Source organism: Ferruginibacter sp. SUN002, from assembly GCF_050611725.1.
Lineage (GTDB): Bacteria > Bacteroidota > Bacteroidia > Chitinophagales > Chitinophagaceae > Ferruginibacter.
Window position 1 is genome coordinate 1,506,766 of record NZ_JBODJB010000001.1, and the last position, 15,283, is coordinate 1,522,048.

General features: G+C 36.8%; 14 protein-coding genes. 12 read left to right on the forward strand and 2 right to left on the reverse strand.

Annotated features, from left to right (window positions below):
* Positions 1 to 77 precede the first annotated feature (77 nt).
* The 11 genes from nuoL (at position 78) to ACQ33O_RS06715 (ending at position 12,537) form a co-directional block, all read left to right on the forward strand.
* On the forward strand, positions 78 to 1,982 hold the full coding sequence (gene nuoL, locus ACQ33O_RS06665; RefSeq protein WP_430994787.1) for an NADH-quinone oxidoreductase subunit L: 1,905 nt from the start codon (positions 78 to 80) through the stop codon (positions 1,980 to 1,982).
* A gap of 7 nt (positions 1,983 to 1,989) precedes the next feature.
* Entirely contained in the window at positions 1,990 to 3,468 is a 1,479-nt protein-coding gene (locus tag ACQ33O_RS06670; protein ID WP_430994788.1) for a complex I subunit 4 family protein, read from the forward strand.
* 28 nt (positions 3,469 to 3,496) lie between these two features.
* Positions 3,497 to 4,891, forward strand: coding sequence for an NADH-quinone oxidoreductase subunit N (locus ACQ33O_RS06675; RefSeq protein WP_430994789.1), 1,395 nt, complete (start codon positions 3,497 to 3,499; stop codon positions 4,889 to 4,891).
* Positions 4,892 to 4,976: 85 nt separating this feature from the next.
* The gene (locus ACQ33O_RS06680; protein ID WP_430994790.1) at positions 4,977 to 6,260 is read left to right on the forward strand and encodes an ABC transporter permease; all 1,284 of its coding nucleotides are present in this window, start codon (positions 4,977 to 4,979) and stop codon (positions 6,258 to 6,260) included.
* 224 nt (positions 6,261 to 6,484) lie between these two features.
* Positions 6,485 to 7,336, forward strand: a complete 852-nt coding sequence (locus ACQ33O_RS06685; RefSeq protein WP_430994791.1) for a MotA/TolQ/ExbB proton channel family protein — start codon at positions 6,485 to 6,487, stop codon at positions 7,334 to 7,336.
* A 50-nt stretch (positions 7,337 to 7,386) separates the two neighbouring features.
* The gene (locus ACQ33O_RS06690) at positions 7,387 to 8,061 is read left to right on the forward strand and encodes a biopolymer transporter ExbD (RefSeq protein ID WP_430994792.1); all 675 of its coding nucleotides are present in this window, start codon (positions 7,387 to 7,389) and stop codon (positions 8,059 to 8,061) included.
* 23 nt (positions 8,062 to 8,084) lie between these two features.
* A complete protein-coding gene (locus ACQ33O_RS06695; protein ID WP_430994793.1) occupies positions 8,085 to 8,654 on the forward strand; it encodes an ExbD/TolR family protein in 570 nt (189 codons plus the stop codon).
* A gap of 46 nt (positions 8,655 to 8,700) precedes the next feature.
* Complete coding sequence (locus tag ACQ33O_RS06700) at positions 8,701 to 9,516, forward strand: energy transducer TonB (RefSeq protein ID WP_430994794.1); 816 nt, start codon at positions 8,701 to 8,703, stop codon at positions 9,514 to 9,516.
* 117 nt (positions 9,517 to 9,633) lie between these two features.
* Positions 9,634 to 10,143 carry an ExbD/TolR family protein gene (locus ACQ33O_RS06705; protein WP_430994795.1) on the forward strand — a complete coding sequence of 170 codons (510 nt, stop codon included), beginning with the start codon at positions 9,634 to 9,636 and terminating at the stop codon, positions 10,141 to 10,143.
* Between the two features lie 40 nt (positions 10,144 to 10,183).
* Positions 10,184 to 11,584: a tRNA uridine-5-carboxymethylaminomethyl(34) synthesis GTPase MnmE gene (gene mnmE, locus ACQ33O_RS06710; protein ID WP_430994796.1), complete on the forward strand. Its 1,401-nt coding sequence runs from the start codon at positions 10,184 to 10,186 to the stop codon at positions 11,582 to 11,584.
* A gap of 17 nt (positions 11,585 to 11,601) precedes the next feature.
* Complete coding sequence (locus ACQ33O_RS06715; protein ID WP_430994797.1) at positions 11,602 to 12,537, forward strand: alpha/beta hydrolase; 936 nt, start codon at positions 11,602 to 11,604, stop codon at positions 12,535 to 12,537.
* A gap of 67 nt (positions 12,538 to 12,604) precedes the next feature.
* Here the strand turns inward: ACQ33O_RS06715 and ACQ33O_RS06720 are convergent, their stop codons facing one another.
* Positions 12,605 to 13,117 (reverse strand): hypothetical protein, encoded by a 513-nt coding sequence (locus ACQ33O_RS06720; RefSeq protein WP_430994798.1) that lies wholly within the window; start codon positions 13,115 to 13,117, stop codon positions 12,605 to 12,607.
* 184 nt (positions 13,118 to 13,301) lie between these two features.
* Here ACQ33O_RS06720 and ACQ33O_RS06725 point away from each other — a divergent pair, with 184 nt between their 5' ends.
* A complete protein-coding gene (locus tag ACQ33O_RS06725) occupies positions 13,302 to 14,555 on the forward strand; it encodes a DEAD/DEAH box helicase (RefSeq protein WP_430994799.1) in 1,254 nt (417 codons plus the stop codon).
* Positions 14,556 to 14,568: 13 nt separating this feature from the next.
* Here ACQ33O_RS06725 and ACQ33O_RS06730 read toward each other — a convergent pair whose 3' ends face one another.
* Positions 14,569 to 15,276, reverse strand: a complete 708-nt coding sequence (locus ACQ33O_RS06730) for a hypothetical protein (RefSeq protein ID WP_430994800.1) — start codon at positions 15,274 to 15,276, stop codon at positions 14,569 to 14,571.
* Positions 15,277 to 15,283: the final 7 nt, after the last annotated feature.

Sequence of the window (15,283 nt, forward strand, 5' to 3'; positions counted from 1 at the left end):
AATATTTTAACAAAGAAACTAACGGATTTATTTTATTAAAACTCTTTAAATAACTCCCCTTTAGGGGATGGGGGCACATGAATAATATTTTACAAATAGTTTGGTTGATACCTGTTCTTCCCTTGATCGGCTTTTTGATCAACGGATTAGGCAGAAAGCACTTGTCAAAAACCTTGGTAGGAATTGTTGGGAGCGGAGTTATATTCGGCGCATTCCTCATCAGCCTATATGCGTTTATAAGTGTTAAGAGTGGTAATACACATCTTGCTCATTATTTTAATTTCATCAATACAGATGCTATTAAAGTTGGATTCGATTTTCAGATCGATCAACTGTCGTCTCTCTTTCTTTTGATCATTACCGGTGTTGGTTTTTTAATTCATGTCTATTCTACTTCTTATATGCATGAAGAAGACAGCAAAGACTTCGCAAAATATTTTGCCTACCTGAATTTATTTGTGTTCTCCATGTTGCTGTTAGTAATGGGTGGCAACTATATCATTATGTTCATCGGTTGGGAAGGGGTAGGTTTATGTTCTTATTTGTTAATCGGGTATTGGTTTAAAAACAATGATTATAATAATGCGGCTAAGAAGGCATTCATTATGAATCGTATTGGCGACCTGGGTTTTTTATTGGCTGTTTTTTGGCTGTTTACTAAACTAGGGACAACAGATTATCATCAGGTGTTTGCAAATATTTCTAAACTTTCAACATTTGACATTACGGGTATCACCATGTTATTATTTGTAGGAGCGACAGGTAAAAGTGCTCAGATTCCTTTATATACCTGGTTGCCTGATGCGATGGCAGGCCCAACTCCGGTGAGTGCTTTGATACATGCTGCAACCATGGTTACTGCAGGTATTTATATGATTGCACGTAGCAACGTACTATTTACAATGGCTCCTGCTACACAATGTGTAATAGCTGTTATCGGGTTGGCAACAGCAATTCTTGCAGCTACCATTGCCTTAAAGCAAAACGATATTAAAAAAGTGCTGGCATACTCTACCGTTAGTCAGTTAGGTTATATGTTTTTAGGCTTAGGTGTTGGTGCATATACCGGCGCTGTTTTTCATGTAATGACACATGCATTTTTTAAAGCGCTGTTGTTCTTAGGTGCTGGTAGTGTTATTCATGCAATGGGAGGGGAGCAGGATATGCGTAATATGGGAGGATTAAAAAAGTATATGAGCATAACTCATCTTACCTTTTTGATTGGTTGTTTGGCTATTGCAGGAATGCCTCCTTTTTCAGGTTTCTTTTCTAAAGATGAAATATTAGCCGGTGCTTATGCACACAGCCCACTACTATGGGGAGTTGGTGTGATAGGCGCATTAATGACCGCTTTTTATATGTTCCGTTTATATGCTATGACTTTCTTAGGCCAGTTCAGGGGTACTCATGATCAGGAGCACCATCTGCATGAAAGTCCGTTGGCAATTACATTGCCACTAGTTGTTCTTGCGATCCTGGCTTTTACAGGAGGGTTAATCGGTATACCGGAAGTATTCTTGCATGGTGGTCATCGCCTCGAAGCATTTCTTGAGCCGGTTTTTGCTCCGAGCAATGCTTTGGTTGAAAAACATCATTTATCTCACCAGATAGAGTATACGCTGATGGCTGTTTCTGTAGTAGGAGCACTGGTAGCCTTGATATATGCCTGGAGTAAATTCAGCAAATATCAAAAGTCTGACACAGAAGAAACAGGTATTGGAAAAGTGCTTGCTAATAAATGGTACATCGATGAATTATACAACATTGTAATTGTTAAACCTATGCAATCCATTGCAACATTCTTTGATAATATTATTGAAAAGAAAGGTATCGATGGTTTTGTAAATGGTATCGGTAAAGCGGTTAATTATAGCAGTCGTCAAATTCGTTTACTGCAAAGCGGACAAGTCGGCACTTATGTATTTTTAATGGTACTTGGTATTTTAGCATTATTTATTATTCAATTGTTTTTAGTAAAATAACTTTTTAATGTTTGGAGATTATATAACACTTCCTCATTTATTGATTTTTGTTCCGTTAATTGCGGGGCTTGTAACTTTCTTTCTTAAAAAGGAAAGTTCAGCAAAATCATCAGCTTTGTTTGCTTCTATCGTAACGCTGTTTGTGTCTGTTGCCAGTTTATATTTTGCAGATAATAAGGATCTGAGCGGTGTAAACTTCAGTTATGTTTGGCTTAAACACATTGGAAGTAGTTTTTCAGTAGCATTGGATGGCATGGGAAGATTACTGACTCTGTTGACAGCCATAGCGTTTCCTTTGATCTTTGTTGCAACGTATAAAAATTCTTATAAAAACGCCAATGTATTTTATGGACTAATGCTTTTATCTCAGTCGGGCCTCATGGGAGTGTTCTTATCGATGGATGCATTACTGTTCTATTTCTTCTGGGAGTTGGCTTTGATACCTGTTTACTTTTTATGTAGTCGTTGGGGGGGTGAAAAAAGAATACAAGCGACGTTTAAATTCTTCGTATACACTTTTGCAGGTTCGTTATTGATGTTGCTGGGCATTATTTATACTTATCTGCATACCGAGCCAACTAATGTTTCGGAACATAGTTTTGCTATGCATGCATTTTATAATGCGGCATTAAATCCACATCAGGAAAATTGGTTGTTTTGGTTATTCTTTATAGCTTTTGCAATCAAGATGCCGGTCTTTCCTTTCCATACATGGCAGCCAGGGGCTTATGAACAATCTCCAACATCTGTAACAATGGTATTAAGTGGTGTAATGGTTAAGATGGGATTGTTTGCCGTATTACGTTGGTTATTGCCGGTTTTTCCAAAAGCAGTAATACAATTCGATAATATTGTTATTGGCTTGTCAGTTATTGGAATTATTTATGCAAGTCTTATTGCAATCAAACAAAATGATCTGAAACGTTTGGTCGCTTATTCTTCTATTGCACATATAGGCTTAATGAGTGCTGCGATCTTTGCAACTAAGCAGGTTGGTATAGAAGGTGTAATGATACAGATGTTCAATCATGGTATCAATATCATTGGTTTATGGATAGTGGTAGAACTGATCGAAAAACAAACAGGTGTTCGAAAAATATCCGAGTTAGGTGGTATAGCACATAAAGCACCTGTATTAACTATCATGTTGGTGATAATTGCTTTTGCAAATATTGCATTACCATTAACCAATGCATTTGTTGGAGAGTTCATGATGTTTAATGGGTTATTTCAGTTCAATAAATGGTACACAGCATTTGCCGGTATCAGTATTATTTTGGCCGCAGTATATACATTAAATATGGTGAAAAATGTTTTTTACGGCGAAGCCAATGCACTAACTGCTGGAATGAAAGACATTTCATTGAACGAAAAAATAATATTGGCTGTGATTGTGGTAATGATATTTATTGTTGGTGTATTTCCACAACCAATGCTGGATATGACAAAGGATACTGTAACATTAATTTTATCAAAGTTTAAATAAAACAAATCTCCTTTAGGGGATAGGGCTTATGAATGCAATAATAGTAACAGCAATTTTGGGTATAGTGATGATGTTTGGAGGTATATTCTTCAAATCGAAAAGCACGCCTAAATATGTGGCAATAGCAGGTCTGATATTGGTTTTGATCGTAAACAGTCTTGAGTTAATATCAGGAGAATCTTTCTTTGAAATTAACCTTAGAGATATGCTGACCTTTAACAGTTTTAATCTCACATTTTTAACGGTAATATTTGCTGCTACACTATTGTATTTTTTATTGAACGGACGGGATATAGAAAGAGTAGGCAGCAATGTGTCGGAATATTTTGCACTTATATTTTTTGTATTGTGTGGAGTAACAATATCAGCTACCTATAACTCATTGCTTACTTTATTTTTAGGGATAGAAATAATGTCTATTCCTCTTTATATACTAACGGGAAGCGATAAACGTAATTTGAAAAGCAATGAAGCCGCCTTGAAATATTTTTTAATGGGAGCTTTTTCAACGGGTATTATGCTCATGGGTATAGCTTTTATTTATGGTGGTAATGTAGAGGGCTCCTTCTATATTAACAGTATTGGTTTAGGAGAAGGGCCAATGCCGGTAATGATTGCAGTTGGGTTGGTTTTTCTGCTGATTGCAATGTCATTTAAAGTTTCGGCTGCACCTTTCCATTTCTGGACTCCCGATGTGTATGATGGAGCTCCAACGGTTTTCACTTCTTTTATGGCAACCATTATAAAGGCTGCAGCATTTATCGCATTCATTCGTCTTTTTGAAAATGCATTCGGAAAAGTTCATGCTCAATGGCAACTATTGATTGCTTTAATAACGGCTGCAACATTATTGGTTGGTAATCTTACCGCAGTTTTTCAACAAAGTGTAAAAAGAATGTTGGCCTATTCAAGCATTGCACAGGCAGGTTTTATGTTGTTAGCGATCTTTTCGTTCAACCAGTTTGCAAAAGAAGGATTGGTATTATATACTGCTGCATACTCTTTGGCTTCAATTGGTTTGTTTGCCATTCTTATCAGAATGAATGATTATACGATCGAGGGTTTTAACGGGTTGGCAAAACAACAGCCATTGTTAGCCGTTACTGGAACTGTTTTTTTACTTTCACTTACAGGTATTCCGCTCACTGCAGGTTTTCTTGGAAAATTCTACATGCTGATGGCCGCATTAAAAGACGGACATCAAAAGTGGTTGATCATTCTAGCGGTGCTATGTGCAGCAATCAGTGCCTATTATTATTTCAGGATCATTCAGGCAATGTTCTTTAAAGAAAGTAATAATGATTCAGTTACGCAAGAGTGGGATATTAACACGGCGTTTAAGATTTTGTTAGTGCTCATTGCAGTATTGTTGATCGTTCTGGGTATTTTCCCAACAATTATTACTGATTGGTTACATTACTAAATCTCAACTGAGCCGTATTTGCCGTTTATAATTTTTTGCCGCTTTACTTGATTTACCTTTTTACCTTTAGGCAGAATTCTATTGAATGAATATAAAGGATACCATAAGGATATCATACAGTACCATCAAAAGCAACAAACTTCGTACAGTAATTACCGTTAGTATTATGGCTTTGGGTATTATGGCATTGATAGCTATCATTACTGCCGTAGAAGCTGTTAACGTAAGTCTTACACAAAGCTTCAGTACAATGGGGGCCAATTCGTTCAGTCTTCGTTTTAAGGAAAGGAATATCCGTTTTGGCGGCGACCCCAATCGGGGAGAAACCAAAAAAACAACCCGTAGTTTACTAAAGCAAAGATCTTCCAGCGAAGGAAAGCCTATCAGTTTCGATGAAGCAAGGGAATTTAAAAGTCGCTATATGTTTCCAGCGGTTGTAGGTATTGGCATTTCAGGGCCAAGTGGTATCATTGTTAACGTCGACAATAAAAAAACTAATCCGGATATCCGTGTTATTGGAGGCGACGAAAATTATCTGGCTTTGAACGGATATGAGTTGTCTGCAGGTAGAAATTTTACAGAGGCAGATGTTGAATCGGGTAGTAGTGTTTGTGTGATTGGAAATATAGTTGCACAAAAAATGTTTGGAGAGAATAATCAGCGAGCAATAAATAAACAAATAACTGTTGCAGGAAATAAATACAGGGTCATCGGTGTTACAAAAGATAAAGGCAGTAGTGCATTCATGAACGCCGATAAAATTGTGATCACAACCTACAATAATATCAGACGGGTTTATGGTACTACAGGAAAGTCGTATAATATTGCTATAATGGTATCAGATATGAAAATGATGGATGTGGCAATCGGTGAAGCTAAAGGAGCTTTTCGTCCGGTAAGAAAACTAGATGTAAAAGAAGAAGATAATTTTTATGTTGATAAAAGCGATAGCATTGCTCAATCGCTCATGACCAATCTTGGTTTTTTAAAATATGCCACCCTTGCCATTGCATTGATCACCCTCATAGGGGCGGCCATAGGCTTGATGAATATCATGTTGGTGGCCGTAAATGAACGAACAAAGGAAATAGGACTGATAAAATCACTAGGAGGCAAAGCATCGGACGTAAGAGCTCAGTTTTTGTGGGAATCTCTCTTGATTAGCCTTTTAGGAGCCATAGTTGGCATTTTATCCGGAATCATCCTAGGTAATGTAGTAGCAATTATGTTGAAAACAGGCTTTGTAATTCCTTGGGCATGGATCATTGCCGGGGTAATCATATGTTCCATAGTAGGTTTGCTGGCAGGGCTTTACCCGGCATACAAAGCTTCTAAATTAGACCCCATTGTGGCACTTCGGTACGAGTAAAAAAATACAAATTTCCATACATTTTTGTACACTTTTTTTTGAGAAAATATAATGACGAAAAAAAAACAAATCCGTACATATACTTCCATTTATTTTACTAACTTGTGTCTCTCGAAATATTAACGATAAAATTTTATTGTTGCAACGCTTTTTTTTCTTAGCATTGCGGAATAATAAATTTTTAAAAATCAGAATCTAATTTCATTAATTAAAATTTGAATGTTATGGCAGCGTCTGCAACTGTAAAACCGGCTACTTCAGTGCAAGTAAAAAAGTCTAGTAATTTAATTTCTTTGTTGGCTCCCGTGGTTTGTATAATCGTTGGTTATTTGATCTGGAGGTTTGTGCTTGGAGCTAACTCTGGGTTTACAAAACCCGATACACATGGTGGCTTTTGGCCCGAACACGATGGCCCCAAAAATGCATTAAACAAAATGTATTTGGGTGGTATCATTGTACCAATCCTGATCGGTTCATTTTTAACAATGATCACTTTTGTGGTTGAGCGTTTTTTAACTATAGGTAAAGCAACAGGTAGTGGTAACAATGCAGACTTTATCCGCAAAGTACAATATCATCTTGCAAATAAAAATGTAGATGCTGCTATTGCAGAATGCGATAAGCAAAAAGGTAGTGTTGGTAATGTAATGAAAGCCGGCTTGGGTCGTTACAAAGACATGATCAATAACACTGAGCTTTCTACAGAACAAAAAATTATGGCAATTCAGAAAGAAGTTGAAGAAGCAACTTCTTTAGAGTTACCAATGCTTGAAAAAAATCTTGTATTCTTATCTACTATTGCTTCAGTAGCAACTTTGTTAGGGTTGTTAGGAACGGTACTGGGTATGATACGTTCATTCTCTGCTTTAGGTGAAGGTGAAGGCGGTGGCGATGCTGCAAGTAAATTATCGGTAGGTATCTCAGAGGCCTTGTATAATACTGCATTAGGTATCGGTACATCTGCATTTGCGATCATTTTCTATAACATTTTTACTACTAAGATCGATGGTATTACTTATGGTATCGATGAAAGTGGATTTACTTTAACACAAAGCTTCGCATCTCTATACAAATAATTGTATGGAATAAGCATTGATTTGAATCTTAATTAAGTAAAAAAAATAAAATGGGAAGAGCCAAAATACCTCGTAAGAGTACTAATATAGACATGACGGCTATGTGTGATGTTGCATTCCTCTTACTATCATTCTTTATTCTGGCAACAAAACAAAAACCACCTGAAGCTGTCGCCGTTGCAACGCCAAACTCGGTTTCATCTGTTGCTGTTCCGGAAAACTCTCTTTTGATCACATTAACAAAAGAAGGAAAATGTTTTTTAATGTTGGGTGAAGACACAAAGAAGAAGCAGATCATTGAGAGTGTTAATTCATACAATCAATTAGGACTGTCTGATCCTCAGATAACAAGATTAGCATCAATGCCGGTATTGGGGATGCCTTTAGGCCAAATAAAAGGCTTGTTAGATCTGGGAGAAGAAATACCTCCATCAAGAATGCCGGGAATACCGATTGGAGACAGCACCAATGAATTAACTGATTGGATAAGAGGTATCAATATCGCTTATACCGGAATACCTTTAAAAGAGTTGGAAGATAAAATACTACTTAAAGGAGACCAGCAAGCCTTGTACCCGACGTTTAAAAACATCAAGCAAGCACTGAAAAAGAATAATATTTTCAAATTTAGAATTGTTACTAACGGGGAAATAGCTCCAGTTGGATCGGAGTTGTATAATAACAACAAACTTGGAGTAACAGCCACCGGTGAAAAAAAGAAATAATTCGTTAAAATAAAGAATATTTTATGGCAGAAATGGATACCTCGTCGGGTGGCGGTCACAAGAAAGGCCCCGGCGTCAAAAAATCAAAAAAATTATCTACAAGGGTAGATCTTACCCCGATGGTGGATCTTGGGTTCCTGCTCATCACATTTTTTGTGTTCACCACTACCATGGCTAAACCTACAGCTATGAATATGACTGAACCTAATGATGATGTTGATCCATCAAAACAGATGAAAGTAAAAGAATCGGCTGTGATGACCATTCTGTTAGGTAAGGCTGATAAGCTATATTATTATTATGGTTCACTGACAGCAGATAATATGTCGCAGAAATTTAAAAGCACCAATTATCGTGATATCCGTCAACTGATTCTTGATAAAAAAAGACAAGTGCCGAATGGTAATAAAGGAAAAAGCGACCTGATGTATATTATCAAGGCAGACAAGGAAAGCACTTTTAAAAATGCCATCGACGTATTGGATGAAATGACCATCAATGCTATTCCTGAAGGTCATTATGCCGAAGTTGATATTACTGATACGGAAAGAGAACTGATTAGGTTAACTGAAGTAGCAAATGGTGTTAAATAGTTTATGGAATTTAATGTAATTCGAATCTTAAAATAAAGTATTCACAATGGATGTAAAAAAGATATTGAGCTCCGATGTTCTTGACATCATATTTGATGGCAAGAATAAAGCTTATGGTGCCTATGATTTACGAAAAACGTATAATCAGCGGATGATGAAGGCTTTTGCAGTTACGGCATTGATCATTTTATTGATTTGTGTAGCAGTATATTTTGCAAGTGCTAATAAATCAACTAAGAAAAAATCTGAAACATTAACTACAAAAATGGCAGAGATCAAAAAAGATCCGCCACCACCGCCACCACCACCACCACCGCCACCGGAAACACCACCACCACCACCGGTAAAAAGCATCAAGTTTACCCCTCCGGTAATTGCACCGGATCAGGAAGTAAAGGAACCGCCACCGGATCTTGCAAAAACAGATGCTGCAATTGGAACGGAGGATAATAACCAAGGACCTCCACCTGGCGCAGGAGATGCTGGCACACCACCACCGCCTCCTCCTCCAAAGGAAGAAGAAGATTGGGATAAGAACTTTGAAAAAGTAGAGATCGAAGCAAGTTTCCCGGGTGGAGATGCTGCATGGATAAAATATCTTCAAAGACAGTTGAATGCTCAGGTAGCAGGCGATAATGATGCCCCTCCCGGCAGATATACAGCTGTTGTAAGATTCATCGTTGCTAAAGATGGTTCGGTAAGCAATGTGGAATGTGATACAGATCCGGGTTTCGGAACTTGCGAAGAAGTAATAAGAGTTATTAAGAAAGGACCAAAATGGACACCTGCTCAACAAAATGGCCGAATTGTAAATGCATATCGTAAGCAGCCTGTTGTTTTTCAGGTAAATGAAACAGAATAATATTAATGACGTTTCTGATATTAGATCCCTCTTCTTTCGAAGAGGGATCTTTGTTTTTAACAAATCAGAAAAAGTATGGAAAAGATGCGTTCCTACATCTTACCTTAAAATTATTTTATGGCAGAAATACTATCTGATAAAACAAGTGTAAGAAAAAACACAAAACGGCTCAATAAAAAAAGTACCCGTGTGGATCTAACGCCAATGGTTGACCTCGGATTTTTACTCATTACTTTTTTTGTATTTACTACAACGATGGCAAGACCAACCGCTATGAATGTGGTGGTACCCAATGATAGCGATACAACTACCCGGAAACCGGTTTGTTCAGCTTGTGTTTTAACAGCTGTACTTGTAGAGGATGATAAAATAAAATACTTTGAAGGAGATATTGCAAATACCGTTATCTATGAAACAAGCTATGAAGGCATCAGAAATATTTTAGTAAACAAAAAAAGAAAGGTAAGGGAGGTTAGGGGTAACGAAAAAGAATTTGTACTAATCATAAAACCATCGGAAAAATCGACGTTTAAAAATTTTGTGGATATTACAGATGAAGTAACGATCAATAACATCAGCCAGTATTTTATTGATGAGGCTACCGACAGAGAAATGAAACTATTATAAAAATAAATGAAAGTTTTTATCTAGTAGGTATCTTTGCCACATGAAACTTTCGGGCTGGGATGATACAATAGTTGCGCTTGCTACTGCACCGGGTATTGGTGCCATTGGTGTAATACGCCTGAGTGGTAACAATGCCATCGGTATCATCAATGATCTATTTCCCTCAAAAGATTTAAATAAACAAAAAACACATACGCTCCATGTAGGGTTTATTAAGGAAGGAGAAAAAGACATTGACGAAGTTGTTATTTCGTTATATAAAAATCCAAAAAGTTATACAGGCGAAGATGTAGTAGAGATCAGTTGCCATGGTAGCCCTTATGTACTGGAAGAGGTTTTGCAGGCTTGTATTCGCCGGGGTGCAAGATTAGCTAAACCGGGTGAGTTTACGCAAAGAGCATTTTTAAATGGCAAATTAGATCTAACGCAGGCAGAAGCGGTTGCGGATGTTATCGCCTCGGAAACAGAAGCTGTACATAATACAGCACTGCAACAAATGAAAGGCGGTTTTAGCAATGACATTAAAAGACTGAGAGAACAGTTGATCAATTTTGCCGCTTTGATAGAACTGGAATTGGATTTTGGTGAAGAAGATGTTGAGTTTGCAGACAGAACGAAATTAAAAACACTGATAGATGAGATTTTACAGGAGATCAAAAAATTGATCAACTCATTTCAGTTAGGTAATATTTTAAAGAATGGTGTAACTGCAGTAATTGCTGGCAGACCTAATGCCGGTAAATCAACACTACTCAACGCTTTGCTGAATGAAGAGAGAGCGATTGTTACAAATATTGCCGGAACCACCAGAGATACAATTGAAGAAAAATTAGTTGTCAATGGTATTATATTCAGGTTGATCGATACTGCAGGTATAAGAGAAGCTACTGATGTAATTGAAAAGATTGGCATAGAAAAATCTTTAGAGAAGATCAACAGTGCAGGAATATTGATCTATGTATTTGATGTAAATGCCAATTCTGAAATAGAGGTATTGGAAGATATTCAAAAACTAAAGAAAGATAATCAACCAATATTATTGGTAGCCAATAAAATTGATACAGTTGATAAAGCACATCTGGGTATGTTGAGTTACAGTATCAACGAAATGAATGGGAATGATTATCCCATTTTTGAAGTTTCTGCATTGAACAAAGTTCAGATCGATGATTTGAAAAGCTATTTGCCATCATTAGTTTTATCTGAAAAAATTAACACCAATCAAACCATTGTTGTTAACTCACGTCACTATGCATCTTTAAAAGAATGTGAACTGTCACTGGAAAAAGTACAGGCGGCACTTGGAACAAATGTTAGCAGTGATTTTCTCTCTCTTGACATTCGTCATGCCTTACAATCTTTAGGAGAAATAACCGGAGAAATATTACACGATAGGGATATTCTCGGAACTATTTTTGGTAAGTTCTGTATCGGAAAGTAATTTTAAATCATTGCAATATGAAAAAAATATTCAGTTTAATTATACTGTTAGTTGTTGTGTTCTTGTCAAAAGCACAAGAAGTTAAACCTTCTACAGGTACAATAAAAAGCTTCAATAATTTTCAATCAAAATATATAGCAGCAAGAAATGTAGATGTATGGTTACCTGAAGGGTATAGCCCAAAAAGAAAGTATGCAGTATTGTATATGCAAGACGGACAAATGTTATTTGATTCATCCAACAATTGGATACATCAGGAGTGGGGAGTAGATGAAACAATAGGGAAACTCATCAGCGAAAACAAGATCAAACAATGTATTGTTGTTGGAATATGGAATACAGGTCTTTACCGCCATGCAGACTATATGCCACAAAAACCTTTTGAATCTTTAACTAAGCAGCAGCAGGATAGTATCTATGCCGCCAAAAGGGTTACCGGAGAATCGATCTATAATGGAGCAACAGTGCATTCAGATAATTACTTAAAGTTTCTGGTCAAAGAACTAAAGCCATTTATTGATAGCGCTTTTTCAACCATGAAGAACAGAGAGAATACTTTTATTGCAGGTTCAAGCATGGGGGGGTTAATTTCTTTGTACGCTATTTGTGAGTATCCGAAAATATTCGGTGGTGCTGCTTGTTTATCTACACACTGGCCGGGCATTTTTACTCATATTAATAACCCGATACCAGGCTCAATCCTCAAATATTTAAAAACGCATCTTCCAGATCCCAAAAACCACAAGATCTATTTTGATTATGGAACTCTTGGTTTAGATACAATGTATAAGCCATATCAGTTGCAGGTTGATAAGCTCATGCGATCAAAAGGGTATTACATAAAAAACTGGGTTACAAAAGAGTTTCCGGAAGAGGGGCATATAGAAAGGTCTTGGGCGAAAAGACTGGATATTCCTGTAACTTTTTTATTAAAAAAGATTTCGGGTAAATAAAAACCCATTCATCCGCCGAAGGCAGACAAATGGGTGACCTATTAAATACTTCGTTTATTAGTTATCGTTATGCCGCTTTCAAATCAACTTTAAATGCAAGACTGAAATAAGAAAATGAATCTGCATTTTTATTGTTGTTAGTGAAACGCCATTCCTGACCATTGATAAATGGAGGCTGTTGATGGCTACCAACTGCTTCCCCTACACCAATGTATGTATCACTTTCTAATTTAAAACCGTAAGACTTGCCTTTATTCAAATGAAGTCCGGGTACATTAAATGCTATCCATTTGCCGGCATCAGCTTTTGCAAGTTCTACACTGGCAGTACCTAATGCAGGACCCCAGCTTTTTTGTTGTTCATCAAATGTATGTACTGTCATAACCACTTTACCTTTCTCGGTTACTACACTTGGAAATACTTCGATGGCTTCAAGATCGCCTTCTGAAGTAGCTACAAATGTTTGACCGCCTACAACATCTTTGTTATCACCGGGTAAATGGCCTATCCAACTGGTTGTGTTGTTAGTGATCTGTTCTACGCTCGGGTGTAATGAGGATTTTTTTGTGTGAGTGTCCATGGTATTAATTTTTTTAATGGTAAAAAAACATAGGATTTATATTGGTATCCTATATAACTATAAGCTACGTCAAATATTGTGCATGGGTTCACTTTTATTTGCGAAACCTATGTTAAGGTTTCTATTGATAGAATAACTGTTATCTTTACAGCCAAGTCATTATCAATTAATTAGTATAAATATTTTGAAATTTACAGCATTCGGGTTCGACCAAAGGTTATTAGAGGGAATAGAAGCATCGGGCTATGATGAAGCTACTCCGGTTCAGGAACAGGTTATTCCATTGGTTCTCAATGGATCAGATGTTATAGCATCGGCACAGACCGGAACAGGTAAAACAGCTGCTTTCTTATTACCGCTTATTAATAATATCCTTTCAAGCCCGCTGAATCATCAAAGTATTACAGCACTTGTAATTGTACCAACGAGAGAACTGGCCATTCAGATTGCTCAGCACATGGAAGGACTTTCTTATTTTACTTCTGTAAGTTCAATTGCAGTTTTTGGTGGCGGAGACGGTAATGCATTTGTGCAGGAAAAAAAAGCATTAAGCGCAGGTGCAGATGTGGTGATATGTACACCCGGGAAAATGCTGGCACATATCAATATGGGTTATGTGAAATTGCAAGGACTTCAATATTTAGTTTTAGATGAAGCAGATAGAATGTTGGATATGGGTTTTTATGATGACATCATGCGTATCATCAATGCACTACCGGCAAAAAGACAAAATCTTTTATTCTCTGCAACAATGCCTTCAAAGATCAGAGAGTTGGCAAGAAAAATTTTGCACAATCCTAAAGAGATAAATATTTCTATCAGCAAGCCAAATGAAAAAATTATTCAGATGGCATATGTAGTTTATGATACCCAGAAAATTCCTTTGGTTAAACATATTCTTCATCAAAAAGAATTTTCATCTGTACTTATTTTTTGCAGCAGCAAACTAAGTGTTAAACAGCTCAACCGTGAATTGCAAAGAACAAAGCTAGCGGTGGATGAAATACACAGCGATCTGGAACAGGAAAAAAGAGAATCTGTTTTAATGGATTTCAAAAGTGGTAAATTAAATATTTTAGTTGCTACAGATATTTTAAGCAGAGGTATTGATATTGACAACATCGGTTTAGTGATCAATTATGATGTACCGCATGATGGGGAAGATTATGTACATAGAATCGGAAGAACTGCAAGGGCTGCTGCCGATGGTACAGCCATAACTTTTATCAGCCAAAAAGAACAAAGAAAATTCGGACAGATAGAAAAGCTATTGGGTAAAGAAGTTCCAAAAGCTGAAGTGCCTCAGGAGTTTGGCGAAGTGCCTGAATATAATCCTGCAGCATTTGTCAGAAATATAAGAAGCGGTGGAAACAAAAAGCCTTTCCGACATAAGAATAATGAGAACAAAAACCGACGGACAGACAATCCTAAATCCTAAGTGTTGAGGATGTCTATTTATTGGATTCCTTATCTTCAAAAAGGCACCAATTTTTGGTTATGTATTTGCCATTTTTTTTAGCGTATTCAAGCTCGTCTTTAATATATAACGGGGTCTTCTCAATTCCATCAGGTAAATAGTTTAACCTGGCACCGGAATTCAAAATAAATACGGTATAACCATATTTAGTATTTTTAAAAGCTTCTTTTACAATCAACGAAGAGAAAAATTCAGACAATTCATCTATTTTTTTAAAAAGATCTTGTTTAGTGTAAAAATTGGCATACTGCTCAGCACCAATTGAGTCAATGGTCTTAAATTCCCCTGGAGCTAATATAGTTTGATGCAGGGTATATGTATTAAAACGTTCAAATCTTAGTCGATATGCATATTCTTTTTTCGCTTTTCGGTTAATTCCGAAATCGCTATAAAATGAATCAATATTTCCATCCACACTAACCAAGTTGCCCGGAAGAACGTTTAATGCATAGGCCTCTTCTGCAGAGGCTGCTACTTTATAAAAGGTTTTCATCTCTCTCATATCGTTGTAACTCCAATGATCCAAGATGCCAGCTTTGCTGGTATCCATTATTCCCATGATATTTGCGATGCTTTCATCGTAGGTTTTCTTGGGTTTATCTTTTTGAGGTTGTGAACAGGCACTTAAAAGGAATAAAATGCCGAAGGATAATTTGATCAAATAGGAGGGTGTACGTTCCATATATATC